Source organism: Peribacillus sp. NPDC097895, from assembly GCF_050277555.1.
GTDB lineage: Bacteria > Bacillota > Bacilli > Bacillales > DSM-1321 > Peribacillus.
On record NZ_JBNNSH010000004.1, the window covers coordinates 167,480 to 188,649 of the forward strand.

General features: G+C 38.5%; 18 protein-coding genes and 2 pseudogenes. 16 read left to right on the plus strand and 4 right to left on the minus strand.

Annotated features, from left to right (window positions below; all coding sequences use genetic code 11):
* The first annotated feature begins 140 nt into the window (after positions 1-140).
* From ACQKMH_RS19920 to ACQKMH_RS19965, 10 genes are all read left to right on the plus strand, one after another.
* Positions 141-1,151, plus strand: coding sequence for an asparaginase (locus ACQKMH_RS19920; protein ID WP_427589364.1), 1,011 nt, complete (start codon positions 141-143; stop codon positions 1,149-1,151).
* Positions 1,152-1,191: 40 nt separating this feature from the next.
* Positions 1,192-2,811, plus strand: a complete 1,620-nt coding sequence (locus ACQKMH_RS19925) for a glutathione ABC transporter substrate-binding protein (RefSeq protein WP_427589149.1) — start codon at positions 1,192-1,194, stop codon at positions 2,809-2,811.
* Between the two features lie 75 nt (positions 2,812-2,886).
* Complete coding sequence (gsiC, locus tag ACQKMH_RS19930) at positions 2,887-3,807, plus strand: glutathione ABC transporter permease GsiC (RefSeq protein ID WP_318290724.1); 921 nt, start codon at positions 2,887-2,889, stop codon at positions 3,805-3,807.
* 18 nt (positions 3,808-3,825) lie between these two features.
* Positions 3,826-4,731 carry an ABC transporter permease subunit gene (locus ACQKMH_RS19935; RefSeq protein WP_427589150.1) on the plus strand — a complete coding sequence of 302 codons (906 nt, stop codon included), beginning with the start codon at positions 3,826-3,828 and terminating at the stop codon, positions 4,729-4,731.
* Between the two features lie 18 nt (positions 4,732-4,749).
* Positions 4,750-5,742 carry an ABC transporter ATP-binding protein gene (locus ACQKMH_RS19940; protein ID WP_427589151.1) on the plus strand — a complete coding sequence of 331 codons (993 nt, stop codon included), beginning with the start codon at positions 4,750-4,752 and terminating at the stop codon, positions 5,740-5,742.
* Between the two features lie 3 nt (positions 5,743-5,745).
* Positions 5,746-6,714, plus strand: a complete 969-nt coding sequence (locus ACQKMH_RS19945) for an ABC transporter ATP-binding protein (protein WP_427589152.1) — start codon at positions 5,746-5,748, stop codon at positions 6,712-6,714.
* Between the two features lie 45 nt (positions 6,715-6,759).
* A complete protein-coding gene (locus ACQKMH_RS19950) occupies positions 6,760-8,511 on the plus strand; it encodes a sigma 54-interacting transcriptional regulator (RefSeq protein ID WP_427589153.1) in 1,752 nt (583 codons plus the stop codon).
* Between the two features lie 28 nt (positions 8,512-8,539).
* Entirely contained in the window at positions 8,540-9,616 is a 1,077-nt protein-coding gene (locus ACQKMH_RS19955) for a P1 family peptidase (RefSeq protein ID WP_427589365.1), read from the plus strand.
* A 1-nt stretch (position 9,617) separates the two neighbouring features.
* Positions 9,618-10,442, plus strand: a complete 825-nt coding sequence (gene dat / locus ACQKMH_RS19960; protein ID WP_427589154.1) for a D-amino-acid transaminase — start codon at positions 9,618-9,620, stop codon at positions 10,440-10,442.
* An 859-nt stretch (positions 10,443-11,301) separates the two neighbouring features.
* Positions 11,302-11,598 carry a DUF4181 domain-containing protein gene (locus ACQKMH_RS19965; protein ID WP_427589366.1) on the plus strand — a complete coding sequence of 99 codons (297 nt, stop codon included), beginning with the start codon at positions 11,302-11,304 and terminating at the stop codon, positions 11,596-11,598.
* A 674-nt stretch (positions 11,599-12,272) separates the two neighbouring features.
* Here the strand turns inward: ACQKMH_RS19965 and ACQKMH_RS19970 are convergent.
* Positions 12,273-12,458, minus strand: a pseudogene (locus ACQKMH_RS19970) (YolD-like family protein); the annotation flags it as partial.
* Positions 12,459-13,070: 612 nt separating this feature from the next.
* Here ACQKMH_RS19970 and ACQKMH_RS19975 point away from each other — a divergent pair.
* Both ACQKMH_RS19975 and ACQKMH_RS19980 read left to right on the plus strand, forming a co-directional pair.
* Positions 13,071-13,586 (plus strand): MFS transporter, encoded by a 516-nt coding sequence (locus ACQKMH_RS19975; protein ID WP_427589367.1) that lies wholly within the window; start codon positions 13,071-13,073, stop codon positions 13,584-13,586.
* A 307-nt stretch (positions 13,587-13,893) separates the two neighbouring features.
* Positions 13,894-14,025: a hypothetical protein gene (locus tag ACQKMH_RS19980; protein WP_427589155.1), complete on the plus strand. Its 132-nt coding sequence runs from the start codon at positions 13,894-13,896 to the stop codon at positions 14,023-14,025.
* Between the two features lie 636 nt (positions 14,026-14,661).
* On the opposite strand, the gene ACQKMH_RS19985 is transcribed toward ACQKMH_RS19980, so the two are convergent.
* On the minus strand, positions 14,662-14,943 hold the full coding sequence (locus tag ACQKMH_RS19985; RefSeq protein ID WP_427589156.1) for a hypothetical protein: 282 nt from the start codon (positions 14,941-14,943) through the stop codon (positions 14,662-14,664).
* A gap of 323 nt (positions 14,944-15,266) precedes the next feature.
* On the opposite strand from ACQKMH_RS19985, the gene ACQKMH_RS19990 reads away from it, so the two are divergent.
* From ACQKMH_RS19990 to ACQKMH_RS20000, 3 genes are all read left to right on the plus strand, one after another.
* Positions 15,267-16,667, plus strand: a complete 1,401-nt coding sequence (locus ACQKMH_RS19990; protein WP_427589157.1) for an MFS transporter — start codon at positions 15,267-15,269, stop codon at positions 16,665-16,667.
* A 244-nt stretch (positions 16,668-16,911) separates the two neighbouring features.
* Positions 16,912-17,163, plus strand: a complete 252-nt coding sequence (locus tag ACQKMH_RS19995; RefSeq protein WP_427589158.1) for a hypothetical protein — start codon at positions 16,912-16,914, stop codon at positions 17,161-17,163.
* A 15-nt stretch (positions 17,164-17,178) separates the two neighbouring features.
* Positions 17,179-17,358, plus strand: coding sequence for an IDEAL domain-containing protein (locus ACQKMH_RS20000; RefSeq protein ID WP_427589159.1), 180 nt, complete (start codon positions 17,179-17,181; stop codon positions 17,356-17,358).
* A gap of 458 nt (positions 17,359-17,816) precedes the next feature.
* On the opposite strand, the pseudogene ACQKMH_RS20005 reads toward ACQKMH_RS20000, so the two are convergent.
* Positions 17,817-17,915: pseudogene (locus ACQKMH_RS20005) on the minus strand (IS6 family transposase); the annotation flags it as partial.
* Positions 17,916-18,321: 406 nt separating this feature from the next.
* Here ACQKMH_RS20005 and ACQKMH_RS20010 point away from each other — a divergent pair.
* Complete coding sequence (locus tag ACQKMH_RS20010) at positions 18,322-19,086, plus strand: hypothetical protein (protein WP_427589160.1); 765 nt, start codon at positions 18,322-18,324, stop codon at positions 19,084-19,086.
* 401 nt (positions 19,087-19,487) lie between these two features.
* Here ACQKMH_RS20010 and ACQKMH_RS20015 read toward each other — a convergent pair whose 3' ends face one another.
* Complete coding sequence (locus tag ACQKMH_RS20015) at positions 19,488-21,161, minus strand: glycoside hydrolase family 13 protein (RefSeq protein ID WP_427589161.1); 1,674 nt, start codon at positions 21,159-21,161, stop codon at positions 19,488-19,490.
* Between the last annotated feature and the right edge of the window lie 9 nt (positions 21,162-21,170).

The following is a 21,170-nucleotide window of genomic DNA, read 5'->3' on the forward strand; positions in this document are numbered from 1 at the left end:
CCTATTTCAACCTATTTATTAATAATTCTATATCTTTATTGTTTTTCCTTCTTCAAAAAATAGGTTGAAATGGGTTGTATTGTATAATACAATTGACTAAAGATTCTGAAAATATATTTTTAGAGGAGAGGTGCAAAGTTTTGTATTCTTCAAAACTAGTGGATGTATACCGTGATGGAAGGGTAGAAAGCTCACATTCTGGACACATAGCTGTCGTTAGTTCGGACGGCAAATTGTTATATTCGCTTGGCGACCCAAATCGAGTAACCTACGCTCGGTCTTCTGTGAAGCCTTTACAAACGATTCCGGTAGTGGAAACAGGGGCTGGAGACCGCTATGGGCTGAGTGAATCGGATATATCGTTATGTTGCGCTTCACACAGCGGGGAGGCTCAGCATACCGATCGGGTACTGTCCATTCTTGGACGAGCAGGCATTGAAGACACTGCTTTACAATGTGGAACCCATATTCCACACGCGCAGGATACATATAAGAAATTGATCGCAGCGGGTAAGGATCTTACTCCTTTATATAGCAATTGCTCTGGTAAGCATACAGGAATGCTGGTGACCGCTAAACACTTGGGAGAAACGCTGGAAGATTACTATCTCCCCAGCCATCCAGTACAACAAAGAATTTTGAAAACCATTTCTGAGGTGGCTGATTATCCGATTGAAAAGATTGAAATGGGAACAGATGGCTGCGGCGTACCAGTGCATGCCCTGCCACTGGAACGGTTTGCCTATGCCTTTGCCAGAATGGCTCGCCCTGATTATTTGGGAGAAGAACGAGCTATAGCTGTAAACCGAATTACCACTGCCATGATGAAGTATCCGGAGATGGTAGGCGGGACAGGTCGCTTCTGTACCGATTTTATGAAAGCCGCTGGAGGTCGTTTATTTGGCAAAGCGGGAGCGGAGGCTGTCTACCTGATTGGAGATAGGGAAACGGGAGTTGGCATCGCGATAAAAATAGAAGATGGAAATGGACGAGCTGCCTATCCAGTAGCGCTGGAGACGCTAAGACAACTCGACTTCATCAATGATAAGCAGCTTAACAACTTAATGCATCATTACCGCCCTGTTCTGAAGAATGCCCGCCAAGAAAATGTGGGTGAATTGGTTCCATCCTTTACGTTACACAAGTGCTAAGGGGTTTTTTGTAAATAAAAATGATCAAGGGGGAAATAAAATGATAAAAAGAAAATACCTGGCCACCGTGCTTACTGGATTAATGGCCGTAAGCCTCGCGCTTGCAGGTTGTTCCAGTCAGTCCAGTTCGTCTGATGAGAGTCAGAAGCCGAAAACAGGGATAAGGCAGAAAGAACAACCGCTCGCGAAAAAAGACGGAAACAAGCTTACAATTGCAATCAAGGATAACCTCGTAAGCATGGACCCGCAGGACACAAACGATACGTTGTCCGGTTCCGTCCAAGCAACTATGTATGAAGGGTTGATTGGCTTCGACAAAGATATGAAAATGATTCCTGTATTGGCGGAGAGCTATGAAGCAAGCGATGATGCGAAAGTATTCACCTTCAAATTGAAGAAGGGAATCAAGTTCCACGATGGTACTCCATTTAATGCGGAAGCCGTGAAGGTAAACATCGATCGGGTCGCCAATCCGGATAATAAATTAAAACGATACAGCATGTTTGCACTGGTTGACAAAACAGAAGCCGTAGATGAGTACACCTTTAGAGTGACGTTAAAGGAACCGTTTGGAGCCATGCTAAATAACTTTGCCCATCCTGCGGCGAGAATCATCAGTCCTGAAGCTTTGAAGAAATACGGGAAGGAAGTCTCCATGCACCCTGTCGGAACAGGTCCGTTCAAATTTACGGAGTGGGATCCAAGTGACCATTTGACTGTTGAAAAGAATCCGGACTACTGGGAAAAAGGATTTCCGAAGGTAGATAACATCAAGTTTAAGCCTGTTCCGGAAAACGGAGCGCGTATTGCGATGTTACAAACTGGTGAGGCTGACTTTATTTATCCGGTTCCGACCGAACAGGCGGAAACCATCAATGGAAAAGACGGTATTGTTGTGGAAAATAAACCTTCCATTGTGGCCCGCTACATGACCATGAACACGAGTAAGAAGCCTTTTAATGATGTTAAGGTACGTCGGGCGATTAACTATGCGATTAATAAAGAAGCGTTCTTAAAGGTTGTATACCGTGGATATGGAAGCGAAATGGATTCGGTCATTCCGGCCGGTCTTCAATTCTATTCCAAGCAAAAAACTTACCAATATGACCCGGAAAAAGCTAAACAACTGTTGAAAGAAGCAGGATATGAAAAAGGTTTTGAGACAACCATATGGGGAGCAAACAACTCAGATGCGATGAAGTCTATGGAGTTCCTGCAACAACAATTGGGACAAGTGGGCATCAAAGTAGATGTAGTACCAATGGAGGCGGGTACACTTACGGATAAAATCTGGTCCGTTCAGGATGCGAAAGATGCCGGAGTCGAGCTCTACTATGGCGGCTGGTCTTCTTCCACTGGGGATGCTGATTGGGGTATTCGTCCGTTACTGGCAGGAGATGCAATTCCGCCGAAGTCCTATAATGTAAGCTATTACCAAAATGAAAAGGCGGATCAGCTAATTAACGCCGCGTTACAAACGGCAGATCCTGAACAGCGCCAAGCAGCTTACGCTGACGTACAGAAAATGATTTGGGAAGATGCACCTTGGGCATCTCTGATAGTCGAAGATACAATCGCAGGGAAAAAGAACTACCTGGAAGGCGTTTACCTGCTTCCTGATGGTTCTTTGAGTGTAAAAGAGGCAGAAATTAAAAAGTAGGGAAATAGTGGGCGGTCGCTAATTGACGATTGGCGATCGCCCTACTTGAAGATAGGAATCAGAAGGAGGCGGGGTATGTTTCGTTATAGTGTAAAGCGTTTATTGGGCATCGTTCCTATTCTGTTGATCGTTTCCATTTTTATTTTCATGTTTGTCCATATGATTCCTGGCGACCCTGCACGGCTTGTCGCTGGCCCGGATGCAGGTCCACAGGATGTGGAGCTTGTGCGCCAACAGCTTGGTCTGGATAAACCAATCACGACACAGTATATCACCTACATAAGCAATCTGTTCCAAGGCGAATTGGGTATATCCATGAAAACGAAGCGACCTGTATATGATGAGATTGCACAAAGATTTATGCCTACTTTTTGGCTGACAGTTTGGAGTATGGTCTGGGCAATCGTATTCGGTCTGTTAATTGGTGTAATCTCGGCAACAAAGCGGAATAAATGGCAGGATTACACAGGCATGTTTAGTGCAGTATCCGGCATTTCGATACCGTCTTTTTGGCTAGGTTTAATGCTGATTCAATTATTTTCAGTTAAGCTGGGCTGGTTTCCAACAGGAGGCAGTGACTCCTGGAAAGCGTATGTTTTACCGTCCATTACCTTAGGTGCTGGAGTAGCTGCCGTCATTGCCCGCTTTGCACGTTCTTCCCTGATGGACATTTTAAAAGAAGACTACATTCGTACTGGAAGAGCAAAAGGATTGAAGGAAAACGTGGTGGTATGGAAGCACGCTTTAAAAAACGCAATGATTCCCGTGATTACCATGACAGGATTGCAGTTTGGATTTTTATTGGGAGGATCCATCGTGGTAGAGACAGTATTCAGTTGGCCAGGATTGGGACGGTTACTAATTGATTCGGTATCATTCCGCGACTACCCAATGATACAGGCGGAAATGTTACTTTTTGCTTTGGAGTTCATTTTGATTAATTTACTAGTAGATATCCTGTATGGGGTAATGAATCCGCAAATTCGTTACGAATAGTGAAAGGGGGAATGAAAATTGGCAAATAGCGGTGTAGTTATTCAACCGAATGAACATGTTACTCAACAAGAAGTAGAGAAGGTACGCACCCCGTTTTTGGAGTTTTGTAGGAAGTTTAAAAAACAGCGATTGGCCATGATAGCTGCGTGCTTTATTGTTTTACTGTTTTTAATCGCCCTGTTCGGTCCTGCTATCGCTCCCTATTCTGCGGTGGAGCCGGACTACGATAATATTTTGAGTCCTCCCTCTATGGAACACTTGGCTGGAACGGATGCTTTCGGTAGAGATATATTCAGCAGGATTCTCGAAGGAACGAGAATCTCTCTCTTAGTTGGATTGACTTCCGTGTTAGTGGGAGCCATTGCTGGAACCATCCTTGGTCTAATCAGCGGTTACTATGGAAGATGGATAGACAGCCTCATCATGCGGTTTTGTGATGTATTATTCGCTTTCCCCGGAATTCTGCTTGCGATTGGTATTATTGCCATTTTAGGGCCGGGTCTGGGGAATGTCATTATTGCAGTAGCAATTTTTAGTATTCCGATTTTTGCACGAATTGTACGAAGTAGCACTCTCTCAATCAAATCTACCGTGTTTGTCGAGGCAGCACGATCCATTGGATCACCCCCGCGACGTATTATTTGGAAGCATATCTTCCCAGGTACAGTGTCCAGCATTATTGTGTATTTTACGATGCGGATAGGAACCTCGATTTTAACGGCTGCCAGCCTTAGCTTTCTAGGATTGGGTGCCCAGCCTCCTTCACCGGAGTGGGGTGCGATGCTTAGCTCCGGCAGGGACTTTTTGAATACAGCCCCGCATGTCACCTTTTTTCCGGGATTCGCCATTTTCATTACCGTACTTGCCTTCAATCTGCTGGGTGACGGTTTGCGGGATGCCCTAGATCCGAAGTTAAAAGATTAATAGACAGGGAGCGATCATATGAACAACAACAAGCTATTGGAAATATCCAATTTAAAAACCTATTTTTTCTCAGACAAAGGTCCTGTACCTGCAGTTAATGGTGTTGATCTGTATATAAACAAAGGAGAGACACTCGGAGTCGTAGGCGAATCAGGCTGCGGAAAAAGTGTAACATCCCTTTCTATCATGCGTCTGCTCACAGATACACCGGGAAAAGTGGTAGATGGTTCGATTCGATTCGAGGGAAAGGATCTTTTATCCCTGTCAGAAAATGAAATAAGAGAGGTACGCGGTAACGAAATTGCAATGATCTTCCAGGAACCCATGACCTCATTGAACCCGGTCTATAAAATCGGACAGCAGATTGGCGAGGCTGTACAGCTTCATTTAAAGTATGACAAGAAAAAGGCCAGGGAACACGTGATCAAGATGTTGAAATTAGTGGGAATCCCTCGTGCAGAAGAGATTATTGACGAGTTTCCGTATCAGTTGTCTGGCGGTATGAGGCAGAGAATTATGATAGCTATGGCGATGTCCTGTGACCCAACGCTGTTAATCGCAGATGAACCGACAACCGCTCTTGACGTGACGATTCAAGCTCAGATCCTGGAACTAATGAGGAAGCTGAAAGAAGAAAAAGGGACAGCTATTATGCTGATTACACATGATTTAGGTGTTGTAGCAGAAATGTGTGACCGCGTCGTGGTTATGTATGCTGGAAAAGTAGTAGAGGAAGCCGATATATTGGAGATCTTTGAAAATCCAAAACATCCTTATACCAAGGGGTTGCTTAACTCCGTTCCAAAGATGGGTCAGAAAACGAATCGGCTTGAATCCATTCCCGGCAACGTTCCTATTCCCACGAATATGCCAAAAGGGTGCAAATTTGCTCCACGCTGTTCTCAAGCAATGGACATTTGCCAGGAACAAGATCCAGATCTGCTACAAATCGCCGAAGGGCACCGATGTCGGTGTTTCCTGTATCAGAGCGAATTGGCAAAGGAGGCGTAATAAATGGCAGAGCTGTTAGTAGAATCCAGGAATTTAAAGAAATACTTTCCCATTAGCAAAGGATTGTTCGGGCAGAAAAAATCAAATGTCCGGGCTGTTGATGGGGTTTCCCTTTCCATTCAAAAAGGAGAAACACTGGGATTAGTTGGGGAAAGCGGATGCGGAAAGTCCACAACAGGGCGAATGATGATGCGGCTATTGGCACCAACGGAAGGCGAAATTTGGTTTAACGGGAAAGATATCAGCAAGTTAAACGACAAACAGTTGCGAGAAGTCAGAAAAGACTTTCAGATGATTTTTCAGGATCCTTACGCCTCCCTCAATCCTCGGATGACGGTCGGAGAAATCATTGCAGAACCTTTGATTGTTCATAATATGATGGCAAGAAAAGAGAGAGAGAAACGGGTTCACGAATTATTAGAGTATGTCGGCCTTACTCGTTATCACGCAAACCGCTATGCCCATGAATTTAGCGGAGGTCAACGACAACGAATAGGAATCGCAAGGGCTCTTTCCGTAAATCCGAAGCTCATTGTGGCGGATGAACCTGTTTCTGCGTTGGATGTCTCCATACAGTCCCAGGTACTGAATCTCATGCAGGATTTGCAAAAAGAACTCGGGCTGACTTATCTCTTTATCTCTCATGACTTGAGTGTGGTGGAGCATATCAGCGATCGTGTAGGCGTCATGTATCTAGGAAAAATTGTGGAAATGGCTCAGAAGGAATCTCTATATAAAAGTCCATTACATCCCTATACTCAGGCTTTAATGTCCGCAGTTCCCGTAGCCAATCCGCGTATGAAGAGAGATCGGATTATTCTGGAAGGGGATATTCCTAGTCCATCGAATCCCCCAACAGGATGTACGTTTCATCCTCGTTGCCGGTCATGTATGGAAATTTGTAAAACAACTGTTCCTGAACTGAAGGAAATCGAGCCTGGTCATTTTTCCGCCTGTCATTTGTATGTATAATAGGAATGATGATTGGTTTCTTTAAAGTTAGGAGTGAAAGATACTTTGGTTGATAAAGTAGTAACGATTATTTCAATTCAGGATGAATATTTGTCGACGATCTCAAAACAGATGATAGGGATTGCTGGGGATTTAATCAAGATTCGTCCGATTTCCATTAAAAACTTGGCGAGGGAAACGATTTCGGAAGATGAAATCGTTTTATTAGGAGCCAACTTCATTCACCCACTTGTTCGGCCTTTCTTGCCAAAAGGGGTAAGGACTATTGAGGCTAAAAGAGGGCTAAATTTTGTAAACATAAAAAAACTACTTTATGCTCCACAAGGAAAGAACATTTTAGTCGTAAATGATACGAAGCATACCACGGACGAAACGATTCAAGTGCTTCGGGAGACTGTATTTGAGCATAACTATTACGCATATGATCCCGATACTCCGATTCCGGAGCAAATCGATTATATAATTACCCCCGGAGAGATGCAGCTCGTTCCCGAAGGAGACATGAAAGTGATCGATATTGGCTATCGTGTTCTTGCTTTGGAAACCGTTTTTGAAATATTTGAGGCACTGGGATTAGATTGTCAGCAATTTTTTCTGGCCAATCGCTATATGAAATCCCTTGTCGCTTTATCCAATGGAAAAACTACTTTTACGATTGACTCTACTTTTAGCAAATGGACAGAGTATACAGGCGGAAAAACCGCCAAGTATTTCTTTAAAGACGTGATCGCACATAGTCAAGCGATGAACGATGTTTTATACATTGCAAGGAAGCTTGCTAAAACGAGTGACCCTGTGCATATATTCGGAGAAACCGGTACGGGCAAAAGAATGCTTGCGCAGGCGATGCACAACGATTCTCGGGTTAAGGCTGGACCCTACCTCAATATCAATTGTGCTGCAAGGCCAATGGACGTGCTGGAAAGGGAATTGTTTGGAACAGAATCCGAGGGACAGACATCTCCCGGCCTGTTTGAATTGGCTAATGGAGGAACGTTGTGCATTGAAGAAATTGATGAATTACCTGTTTCCTTGCAAGGCAGACTCCTGCAGGCACTTGAGGAAGGTCAAATTTTTAGGATAAATGGGCATTCTCCGATTCCTGTTCAGGTAAGAATCATTACGACCAGCGATACCGATCTTTCAATGTCAGTGGAGGAACACAAATTTCGTAAGGATTTATTTTATTATCTGGCCGCCTTAACCTACAAAGTTCCGCCTTTGTCAGAGCGCAAGGAGGATTTTGAGCCACTCATTCAAACGTACCTGCAGTCCCATTTGCATCGGGAGGATTTGGTTATTCCGCCCGATATGATAAGACTTCTACAACAATATCCTTGGCCAGGGAATGTAAAAGAATTGTTTAATGCGCTCTCATATATTGCCTGTTTGGAAGAAAAAGAAATAACTTTAGAGTTATTGCCATTTTATATGAAGGGTAGACTTCAAAAAGCAGCCGTGGAATCTATTCCGCAAGAAATGGCCGAGAGTGAATTAAATGAGCTGATTGTGAATATTGAAGAGCATGGTTTCCTGGAAGAAAGCCTGTCGATTCTCGAGGTGTTTGATCAAGGGAAGAAGCAACATACATCTTATGGCCGTGCTATCGTAAAGAAAAGACTTCAGGAAAAAGGTATTACTCTTTCCGAACAGCAGTTAAGATCGCGATTGGATGTGCTCAACCAATTAGAATTATTGAATGTACGTCAAGGACGGTCAGGAACGACTATTTCAAGAAAAGGAGAGTTGTTCCTTCAAACGCTATATACGAAAAATAAACTAGTCAAAGGTCAGTAAGCGCAGAAAAGTTTTGGTGGTGTAGATGATGATTAGAGTACGGCTTCGTGACCTTGGTATAAACATTGGAAGATATGAAACGGGAACGAATAATGCAATCACGGATGTTCCCGGAGTCAGGGTTGGACATACGACTCTTTCCTATAAAAAAGCAGAAGATCGAATCGTTCAAACAGGAGTAACCGCAATCCTTCCTCACTCGGGCAGTTTATTTCAAGAAAAGGTGTTTGGAAGCTCCTATGTGATCAATGGATTTGGCAAAACTGTGGGGATGATTCAGTTGCAGGAACTAGGTGTAATAGAAAGCCCGATTCTTTTAACCAATACATTTTCTATCCCGGCGGTCTTGGAAGGCACCATTCGTTATCTCCTCGACCAAAACCCTCAAATCGGTGATACAACAGGTACTGTTAATGTCATCGTAGGAGAATGCAATGACGGATACCTCAATGATATCCGTGGATTACATGTCAGACCGGAACATGCCCGTCAAGCGATTCAGTCTGCCAGCTCGGGAATGGTGGAGGAAGGTTGTGTTGGGGCGGGAACCGGGATGTCCTGTTTAGGATTTAAGGGTGGCGTAGGAACAAGCTCGAGAATTGCTTCCTTTGGAGAACAGTCATATACCATTGGAACGCTGGTGGTCAGCAATTTTGGCGAAGAGAAAGATTTGCGTGTCCCTGGTGGCGGCTGGTTACACGATTCAGGAGAAAAGGAAAAAATGCCTGATGGATCAATCATGATCATTCTCGCAACGGATGCGCCACTCAACGAGAGACAACTTGGTCGATTAGCTAAACGGGCAGTTTTCGGACTTTCTCGAGTCGGTTCTTATGCGGCCCATGGAAGTGGTGATATCGTCATCGCTTTCTCTACGGCACATCGAATCCCTCACGAACCGCATCAAGGAAATATATCCTATTCGTTTATGAGAGAGGACGGAAAGTGGATTTCCCAGCTGTTTGAGATGACCGTTGAGGCTGTGGAAGAGGCGATTTGGAATTCTATTTGCAAGGCGACTACAACTGAAGGAAATAAGGGAAGAGTTAGAGAGGCGATTCCTTATCATATTTTGTTGGAATCATCTACTAAGGAGGAGTTTTGAAATGATTTCGGCTTATTTTAACGGGAAATTTGTTGAACCAAATGAGTCGGTCATTCCTATTGATGAGAGAGGCCATCAGTTTGGTGACGGTGTCTATGAGGTTATTAGAATTTATGATAGCAAACCTTTTATGATGGATGAGCATCTGGATCGATTGTATCGAAGCGCTGATGCTATCAAATTACGTATTGATCCTAATCGGGAAGCCCTCAAGAACACCATGTTGGAGTTGATTCAAAAAAGCGGTTTAACGAATCTGGACCTTTATGTGCAAGTGACAAGAGGAATGGCACCGAGGAATCATCTATTCCCGGATGGTCCAGTATCTGTTTCGATGACTGCCAAACCTTTTCGAAGCACTCCGGTTGGGGATAAAGGAGCAAGTGTCATCTTGCATCCTGATGAGCGTTGGGAAAACTGCTACATCAAATCGCTGAACCTGCTACCTAACATTTTGGCCAAGCAATTGGCGTATGAACAAGGGTTTTTGGAAGCGATTCTGGTTCGAGATGGTAAAGTGACCGAAGGAACGAGTTCCACTGTATACATCGTAAAGGATTCCTCAATAATCACTACACCACTTTCCAAACATATTTTATCCGGAATTACGAGAATGGTAGTGAAAAACCTGGCAGGGTATCTCAGAATTCCATTTGTAGAAAAACAGTTTACGCCGGATCAAATGGTCAAGGCGGATGAAATATTCATTACAAGCACAACATTAGAAATCACACCAATCGTTCGCGTAGACGACAAACAAATCAAAGACGGCACGACGGGCACGGTTACAAAAGCATTGCAGGAACAATTCAAGACAATCTTCTAAATCGTGAAATCCCCTTTGAGCAAAGACTCGAAGGGGATTTCACGATTTAGGCGTGATAAACGTTATGTAATCGCACTCTTTTTTGCTGGAACTTTTTCTCCATTGGTGGGACTTGCAATAGGATTTCCTATCCATCTCTTAATAATACTTTCAAACATATCCAAAACTCTAGATGAGATAGCCAAAAAGCTTTATGAATAAAAGGATATTGCATAGTTTGTGTCAACTCAACAATAAGTTTTATAGAATTAACAGGTGTGTTAGTTTATAAGAAAGCCACAATTTGATGGTTTTTTGAATGTGTGGTTCATAACATTATCGTACATTCAATGTATTTTCGATATAATAATTGAGGAATTATTAAAGTCTTCGGATGCTTTGATTAGAATTCTTTGTCTATTAGAACGTCGTATAGGAAAAAGAACATTACTTAAGATGGAAGAAACCATTCTAAAAGAGCATGAACTTATTCAATATTTTTATAAACTACTTTGTGCTGTAGAAAAAAATATAAAAGTTATTAGATAGTTTCTAAAATAAGAAGCCTTAGTTCAAGATGAATTAAATATCTGTATTATCTACTTTTATATTAAAGACTAAGCTAAAGTGAATGTTAAAAATAATTAAAAAGAAGTTACTATGATATCTAACAGTAATTCCTTTATGTTTTTGAAAGCAAAAATAAATGACTTCATTATTTTTTACACATTAATATTACAAAAAAGTCCTTATCTGTACTGGCAGAAAGGAACTCAGGAAAGACTTTTAAATTAATTAAGGATATAATTGGTAGTTAGGGCAGGTGAGTTTTTTGTTAAATTACATCATTTTTATTATAGTTTTTTTTATCATTGCAATAGTGTTTGAACGTTGGTTGAAGAAGAAATTTAAGATCGAAAAAAGTAAGTGGTCTTTTTATAAAGGTGTCAATCCATTTCAGAGATGGACTGAAATGGCTATGATAATAGCATTTCTTATATCAATATGGTTTGTTGATAATCTTATCCCCTGGCTTATTGGCTACTTTCTTATTTCATCAAGTTTTCGTGCTTTCATGGAATGGAAATATAAAAGAGAAGAAAAAGAATACATCTTAACTTTATACTCTATGTTTATTTATCTTTTAGTGTTGGTCATAGGATTTAATTTAATTTAATATTATCTAAATAAAAACAGCCCCAATAAGGGCCTTTTTTTTACTGTGTCCATTATTTAGGGTTGATTCGGCAATTAGCGGTCGAAGACGGCTTAGACATTTCAGTTTTTGGGGAAACGGTCCGAGATCTGTTTTCCATTCTAGATGCCTCTTTTATGGAGGAATATAAGGAAATGTTTTACCCGCGACCATGGCTGCTCAAATTGAACATTCCATTAAACGTGAAATTTCAGCTCGAATTGAAGAAGATGAAGTTTTCTACACGTCACTTAAGAAAAAGTTGAAGATCTGTTAGGATGCTTTAAAGAGCGTCAAATGAATCGATGAATTATTAGAAAAGCTTTATTCTGCTCGAAATGAAATCTTGAAAAGGGTAGACGGACAAACTAAGAGTGGGTTAAAACCGGAAGAAGAGCCTTATTTTAATAAACTAGTAGAGGTATTTGATGGTCAAAAAGAAATCGCTGTGGTAGTTCACCAGTTTATAGAGGATCGGTCGATACCGGATTAAATCTGTAAAAATGATTATAAAGTAGGTATGGATGTTTCCCATCTGGTTAGATGGGAAAGTCCATACCGGAGGAGATTGACACTTATCTAGCTCTGTAAGCATCAAAATAAAGATGGATTTTCTTGAAAACCTCGATTTTCCTCTAAGGCCGTTTCTAGCTAAGTTAATGTATTTCCTTGATGTGTGATAAACGAATGGAGAAGATCTTTTGATTATTATCCTTTATGGATAGGGTTTGTTCATTAAGGTTAAGTTTATACATATTGCCTTTACATGTTTCTAAAAAACCATCTTTAAAATAAGTGATTGTCATTATCCCATTTTTTTTTAATGATTTTAATATCATCTGATCAGCTCCTTCCTGTTTGGCGTTATAAAAGTTACTTTTATGCTAGAAATCATTTATTTATGATGATTAGTAAAAAATACAACGTATCATAATATATAGTATACACTAATAACTGAAAGCGTTTTCATTAATATTTGAACGTTGTGTGAAAATATCAATATTTTTCTGTTGGATATTTAAAACTCACATAATGGCCTTAAGTCGGGCGTTGTTTCAGATAAACAATTCGTAAGATACTTATTAAAGGTTATATTGCAAAGTGACAATAAAGTCAGAAACACCTCGCTGGATTTCAACGAGGTGTTTCTAATCTCTTTGGTTCACTTTTCGATAAAGGGTCATTCGGGTCATACCGGTTTTGTCAGAGTTTCAGAGATTGTAGCTCCTTGATTAATTAGGTAAAGAGAGTAAATCAATCTTCTCATGACCCATTTTTATCTTCCTAAAGTTTGTTGCATAAGGGGACTTTATTAATCTTATTTCGTGGCAGTAAAATAAAAAAGTTATTATGTACAATGAGGTCATGTAGAAAAAAAGATAGATAACTGCTCATATGATCTGCAATAGAAAGGGGAGTGAGTTTAATTTAGGAAATAAGAATTTGGCCTCTATATTAAATGGTCTAGTGGTTGTCCAAATGGTTTCTATAACAGTGCTGCATATCTAGTTAAACGGTTTATAAAATCCCATACACAAATTATTGGATTGTCATTGGCAACCCTGGGTCAAATCATTATTAGGTTCGCTGGAAGTAACATCACGATGATTATTATTGGATGGACAGTAGCGTCACTAGGTAGGGGTATAACAGTTACTTTGCCTTTTGTAATGCTTTCAGATACAGTCGACTATGGCGAGTGGAAGAATGGTGTTAGAGCCAGCGGATTTTTGACAGCAGTGGGAATTTCTTTCTGTATTAAGTTGGGTGCGGGATTAGGCAGCTTTATTCCATCATTAATTTTAGGTGCTGCTGGTTATGTAGCAAATGCGGAACAAACGTCTCAATCATTAGCTGCCATCAAATTTTGCTTCACTTGGTTACCTGCAATTTTCTTTGCTGTAGGAGCAATTATTTTGTTTAAATACGTTAAATATAAAAAAATGAAAGCAAGATTAGACAGGAATTAGAGGCAAGATAGAAACAAACGCTTAATTTTTTTACGACTAAATTAAGAATGCATCATCTCTTAAAAATTTTTTGGAGATGATGCCTTTTTTATTAAGTTCATAAGTTTTGATGGGGATATTTTTGAATCATTACAAGAGCGGACTCTAAACGGGTTTGCTCTTATTTGGTGATTGAAATATGTTGTCCGCGGTCTGTACGGGATGTCTTTATGCTAGTTAGCGATGTGCTACATCCAGGTGAGGCGCATAAAATTTGGAGGCAAGTGTAAGCTAACATACGTATATAAGCTGCGGGAGGTGAGTAAGTATGAGTAATGATGCAGGCGGTTCTAAAAAAAATAAACGAAATGATGCAAACCATGTGAATGCTGAAACGAAAGCCAATCAAAGACGAATTTCAGAAAAGAATAACCAGGAGTATAATGACAAGAAAGAATAATGGGAAGGTTCAGTAGGGACTGATTTTTTTAATTCCACTATAAATTTCTTCTCATATAACAAATAAAGAATATAGAAAAAATTTTAACTAGAGAACTGATATATCGACATCAGTTCTCTTTATTGATTTATCACTCGAAAAAGAGGGGCATATTCAAGACCATGCACCTCGTTAGAATATATAATATTTAAAGTGATCTCTATAAATATAAGATAGTTTCCTTTTGTCCTAGAGTTACTGCCTAATTGAAACCATATTTTACATATGCTCTAGATTTATGATGAGAAAGAGAGTGTGGCAAATTATATCAGTAATCTTTGCGTAAAATATCTATTTTACGAAATATAAGAGTGACTAGAAGGAATGTTACGGTTTATTTGATATCCCACAATATTAAGAAGAGGTTAATTAATGGTCTCAAATTTTGAAATGGCTTGTTTTAATTCTTCGCACACCTCTTCGTCTTGTCCCTTTACTAATCTTACACGCACCCTCGATAAAACCACTTTACTACCAATACAACTTAAAGCAAAAATGGCGTAAGCTCTGATTTCTTCATTTAGGTCATCAATACATGATCGATAAAGGGTCAAGCAATCTTTCGTCAAGAAAGAATTGAGCTATTTCTGTTCCCCATTATCTTCTACCCTCATGTTTACTTTGAATTGCTTCGACTAAATGTGATACTACCTGATCATTAGTTAAATTTCTTAACACATCTACTGCATGATCAAATACTCCATAACAATTATCTATACTGAAGGTCATCATAATAGGTTCAATACAACTAACATGAGGATGTTCCTCAAAATACTCAATTGCACTTGCATACTCATCTATCATTTCCTCAGTTAAATCATCATCATCGGGAATAGGAGCGTATTTTTTAAGTATAGAAAGTACTTGCTCTTTGTTCATAATTTTCACCTCTGTTTCCTTGTATCTCATATACATCCTTAGTTCACATAACGACACAAGAAGAAAGCAGGGGACCTACCAACCAAAAGAGCTATTGTAAGCAAAAAAATGAATATTTTTCTGTTTTTGTATCAAAATAATTAATGTCCAAAGACTTTTCGATTTCTGGTGAAGTTAGTCTAATGTTGTTGGAACTGTTTTCATAAGAAGACAAAAATTTATTTAGGGTATTATAGGAAAAATAACCAAAATATACCTGTACTCCAGTTTGCCTTTATTTCTCATTCTTGCATAATGATATCCCATGGAGATGACATGATAAAATGAAATTTAACAAGAAAAAAATCAACGTTGTAGATATTCAAAAAGCGAAGAAAAGTGTGTTTGCTACAGGGGTAGGAAACGCTATGGAGTGGTTTGATTTTGGCTTATATTCTTATTTAGCTGTTATCATTAGTCAAAACTTTTTTAGTGCTGTTGAGAATGATGAGCTAAAATTAGTGTTCACCTTTGCAACATTTGCGATTGCCTTTTTAATGCGCCCAGTAGGCGGTATTATATTTGGTAAAATCGGAGATAAATTAGGAAGAAAAGTCGTTTTAACAACCACGATTATTTTAATGGCTTTTTCAACATTACTAATCGGTTTATTACCTACATATGATCAAATCGGTATATGGGCACCTATACTCTTATTAATAGCTAGAATTATTCAGGGGTTTTCAACTGGTGGCGAATACGCTGGTGCAATGGTCTATATTGCAGAATCTTCTCCAGACAATAAACGTAATATGCTTGGAAGTGGATTAGAAATTGGTACGCTCATTGGTTATATATTCGCTTCAATACTTGCCAGTACACTCTTTATCACTCTATCTGATCAACAGATGGCCTCATGGGGTTGGAGAATACCGTTTCTACTCGGCTTACCTTTAGGGCTTATTGGGTTGTACTTAAGAAAAAGTTTAGAAGAATCACCGATTTTTGAAAATGAACTTTCTGATGATGAAGTACAAGAGGAAAGCTTCCTATCTATTTTTAAAAATCACAAAAAAGATATTCTTGTATGTTTTGTAGCTGTTGCATTCTTTAATATTACAAGCTATATGCTATTATCATACATGCCTTCTTATTTAGATGAGATTATTGGATTATCTAGTACAGTAGGAACCCTATTAATTACGATTCTAATGATTATTATGGTGCCACTTACTTTAATGTTTGGAAAGCTCAGTGATAAAATTGGAAATAAGACTGTTTTCTTAATCGGTTTAGGCGGATTATCCTTATTATCTGCCCTTGCTTTTTATTTAATAAACTTGAATGCTTTAGTATTTATTTCGTTAGGTATTCTAATTCTAGGAGTTCTGCTTTCAATTTATGAAGGCACAATGCCTGGATCGTTACCAACCATGTTCTATACTGATATTCGATATCGAACATTATCAGTGACCTTTAATGTCTCGGTTTCAATATTTGGTGGAACTACCCCATTAGTTTCCACATGGTTAGTTCACCAAACGGGGAATAACTTAGCACCTGGTTTCTATCTAACAGCCGTGAATATTATCGGATTTTTAGTGATATTATTCTTGTTCAATAGTACCTCAGGAAAATCCCTAAAAGGTTCTTACCCAACAGTTGCTTCTAAATCTGATTATCAAGAAGCTGTTGAAAATCCAAAAGATTCCCTATGGTGGAAAACGGAACAAAGAGAAAAATAAATGGAATTAAAAAGCACCCATTCAATGGGATGACTACTCGAAATACAGACACTCAAACATGAGCGTCTGTATTTCGGGTTTTTGTTTTACTTATTGAGGTGTTCACGAATAATAAAGTTGTTTAAAAATAGAAAAAAGAATTAAAAGAATTAATCTACTTTAAAGCGAGGTATTCCTGAATGACATTTCCCCATACTTGATGGATGAAGAGTGGAAAGTCGAGGATTTACTGGTGATTTTGTTCATGGACTTTCTGAAAAGGATTAAAGAAATGGGAAACTCGAGCCAAGCCATGAAGGCCATTTTATTGAACTTTGAGGATTACTTGATAAGTGGACAAAAATTTGGAACAGAAAGAATAATTTCACACAACTATCCTTTTAAGGGTCTTTTGCCCGTTGTGATAATTCCGATGAAAATAGAAAAAGGAGCCAGACAAGCACTTTACAAAATAATAATAATCCTCAAGGTACTCAGTATAATAGAAAAAAGGTAAAGGAGTTTATTTCTAATGGAGAAGCAATTGCCTGGAACGCTACTGGAACCTGAAGTAATCGCTGAAATGGTACTAAAAAAAGCCCTTGCCGATTACAGGAAAGCCCAAAATGAAAAACAAATCGATGACACATTAAAAAACCGTAAAAAGGTAGAGTTTTTCCGATTAATAAATGAATTAAAACGCACAACATAAAATGCAAACAGAACTTAATAAAAAAGATAACTCCTAACTTCATTCTTTATTTAACAAGGTAAAAGGAACTCAATAAAGGAAATAAAATAAGAATAATGGATCAGGTAATGCTGCGTATTAACATCCATGTCAGTAGGTTCCTATATTCTTCAGGTGAATCAAACTCGAATAATCGATAATATTACGTAACTATTTTAGACTCACAAAAAAGGCAGAGCACAGTTCTTGCTTGCATTCCAAGTTAGAAAAGGAATTACCATCTAGCAAGTAAGAACTGTTCAGTTATGCTATAAAGGCTATAGAGTAAATGGTTTCCTGAAAGAAACTAATGTTGCTGTATTCTACAATCCCCTCAATTGTTAATTTCCAACATTCCTTTATAAAAGGGTTCTGGTGCAAAAATCGCTCGTTAGAAACAAAGTGTGATTCCATTAAATTGCTAACTTATGAAGCTAATCCTAACGTTTATGGATTTGTGCAGACTTCACCCCTTGATGAACCTGTTTCTTTTTAATCATATGCATGGCTTTTATGCCACTCAGTTTGTAAGTAGCTGAAATAAAATAGCCCAACTAGAAATTATAAAGAACATGGGAAAGGGTGAAGACCTAGGTATGGAAAAACAATTGCAAGAAAGTAAAAAAAACATTATATTTCAAATCGTTTATACAAGGATTTTAATTGAAATATGAAACGAGATAAATTTGGGGCATCCATTAAATTTGGTGCTTTTTTTATTAGGGAGAGATTATGAAATCAGGAGAGGTTAAAGAGAAGACTGTAAAGAAGAAAGATTGTCTATCCTTTGGTTAAGCGTTTTTTATCGAAGTATATTCTTTGTAAACTAGGCATACATTCTTACATGTTCACTAACAGTAAACGTTCCTTAATAGTCTTGGAATAAATACCGGTGAATAGTCCCTTTTGTCGAATTTAGTAGTCAAATAGGAGGGAATGAAGAGTATGAAAATATCAGACGTTGGATTTAAAGGTCAAGTTTTTGGATTTATAAAGTTCACACCTTTTGTGGAAAGTTTCTTGTCCGGAGATTTATATATGAATAATTTCAAAAAGTATATTGATATGGAAAATGCTTCAGGAGAAAAAGGTGTAGGAGACAAATTTGAAGCAGCACATGTTTTTACGGAATTAACAATGAATTTCTTTACTCAAGATACCCAGGAATTAAAAATGTCGGGACGAACTAAAAAGATGAATTTCAGAAAAAATATAAATGAAAAAAGACCATTATATTGTATGTTTGCAATTGTCGGCGATATGTTAAAAGTGGTTATGGAGGATGAAAAGTATTACTATACCAAATTTGATTTACCTAAAGAACAAATCGATAAAATGATCAGCGAGTTCGGAGATAGATTAATTTTTGTTACCCCATCGCAATTTATTGACAGAATTACTAAAACACTCAATGAAAAAGGGTATGCTTACAGAGGTGGGTTGGTAAAATATGATGATTATAACATCAATTCCACAGCTAGGATGAGCTCTTATAAAAATCAAGGGACAGATATTTATTTCTGGAAAGATAAGTACTTTGAAAATCAATATGAATATCGCATAGTTCTCACAGATCAAGAAGTTGACGAAGCTTTAATTGTGAATGTAGGTGATATTTCAGACATTAGTACTTTATTTAATGCCAATGAATTTTTCAGTGATAAATTTGAAATAAGATTACGAAAGAAAGGAAATCTAAGCATCCATTAAATGGGGTGCTTTTATTTGTAGGTGGGAAAAAGATGTTGAACTTTTTAAAGAATGAAATAGAAGAGTTAAAATAATCGCAAAGTCTCGGGTTATTACATCCACATCGTAAGGCAAGAAACATGAATGATAATAACCCATTTAAATTCACTAGTATTGTTATCGGTAATTTAAAATGAAAAAAAAGAAAAACTTACCTAATGGGTAAGTTTTTCGGATTTAAAGTTATTTTTTATTCCTATACACATGCCTTTTTAATCTGAAAGTATCCGTATATCTAGCTTTAGAATATTAATTGTAAGTCCTCGCACACGAACCTTACGATGCATATGCTTAAAAAGAATAGGTTCATCAAAAGGTGAACTCTGCATAAAGTCAAAAACGATCAAGGTTACTTTTTTTCGTTACTTCGAGAGATAAACGCGCGCTTCATAAGGTTTTAATGTATTAGAAGAAATTTCATCACTGTTTTGATCCGCGTAGTTATTGATTAGCAGTTGGCTAGCTTCACAGCTAATGTGTTCTGGTAATTCAAAGTAGGCTGCTTCCCCTGTAAAGTTGCAAATAACAAGTAATGTTTCGTTATCTAAAGTACGTATATACGCATAAATTTGCTCATTTTCTTTTAAAATAAGATCATATGCACCGTACACAATTACGTCATATTTTTTTCTTAACTTAATTAGTTTTTGATAGTAGTAAAAGATAGAATTCGAGTCTTCTAATGATTGTTTCACATTAATTTCTCTATAGTTTGGATTTACTTTTAACCAAGGAGTACTTGTTGTAAAACCAGCATTTTTACTATTGTCCCACTGCATAGGAGTTCTAGCGTTATCACGGCCTTTAATATAAATGGATTCCATTACTTTAGCTTTATCCTCTTGACCCTCTATAACTTTTTCACGGTACATATTCAGAATTTCAATATCCTTATAATCATCAAGACAAAATTTAACATTTGTCATACCTATTTCCTCACCTTGATAAATATAAGGCGTTCCCTGCATCATATGAAGGAATGTTCCAAGCATTTTTGCGGATTCTACTCGGTAAGATGTATCATTGCCAAAGCGAGAGACCATTCTTGGTTGATCATGGTTGTTTAAATAAAGGCTATTCCATCCTTTTCCTTCCAATCCTTTCTGCCATTTTGTCATGCATTCTTTAAGATCGTCCAGATTTAAAGGCTTTACATCCCATTTTCCGCCTGGTCCTGAGTCTAAATCCATATGTTCGAATGTGAAAATCATATTTAGTTCAGTACCTTCACTATTCGCATACTTAGTGGCATCTTCAACGGATGCCCCAGGACATTCGCCGACTGTCATCATGTCATATTTCGAAAGTACCTCACGATTCATCTCTTGTAGATACTCATGCACACGAGGACCATTCATAAAGAAATCGCCACCCCAGTCGTATCGCTTTCCGCCTGGAGTGCTGGGCAATCCTTCCGCTTTGGAAATGAGGTTAATCACATCCATTCGAAAACCATCAATGCCCTTATCAAGCCACCATATCATCATGTCATGAATTTCTTTTCTTACTGTAGGGTTTGCCCAATTTAAATCAGGCTGTTTTTTGCTAAACAGATGAAGGTAGTATTCATCTGTTTCTTTATCATATTGCCAAGCTGGACCACTAAAAACTGATGTCCAATTGTTTGGCTCTTTTCCATCTTTGCCGGGGCGCCAAATATAGTAGTCTCTGTACGGATCATCTTTTGATGATCGGGATTCAATGAACCATTTATGTTCATCTGATGAGTGATTAACAACTAGATCCATCATTAATTTCATATTGCGTGAATGTAATCCTTCCAAAAGTTCATCCCAGTCATTCAGGGTACCAAACTCATCCATAATGTCTTGATAGTCACTAATATCATAGCCATTATCATCGTTTGGAGATTTGAAAACAGGTGATAGCCAAACGACATTAACTCCTAATTCATTTAAATAATCAAGTTTTGAAATAATTCCACGTAAATCTCCAATTCCGTCCCCATTACTATCCATGAAACTCCGAGGATAAATTTGATAAACAACACTTTCTTTCCACCATTTTTTCTCCAATTTCATCTT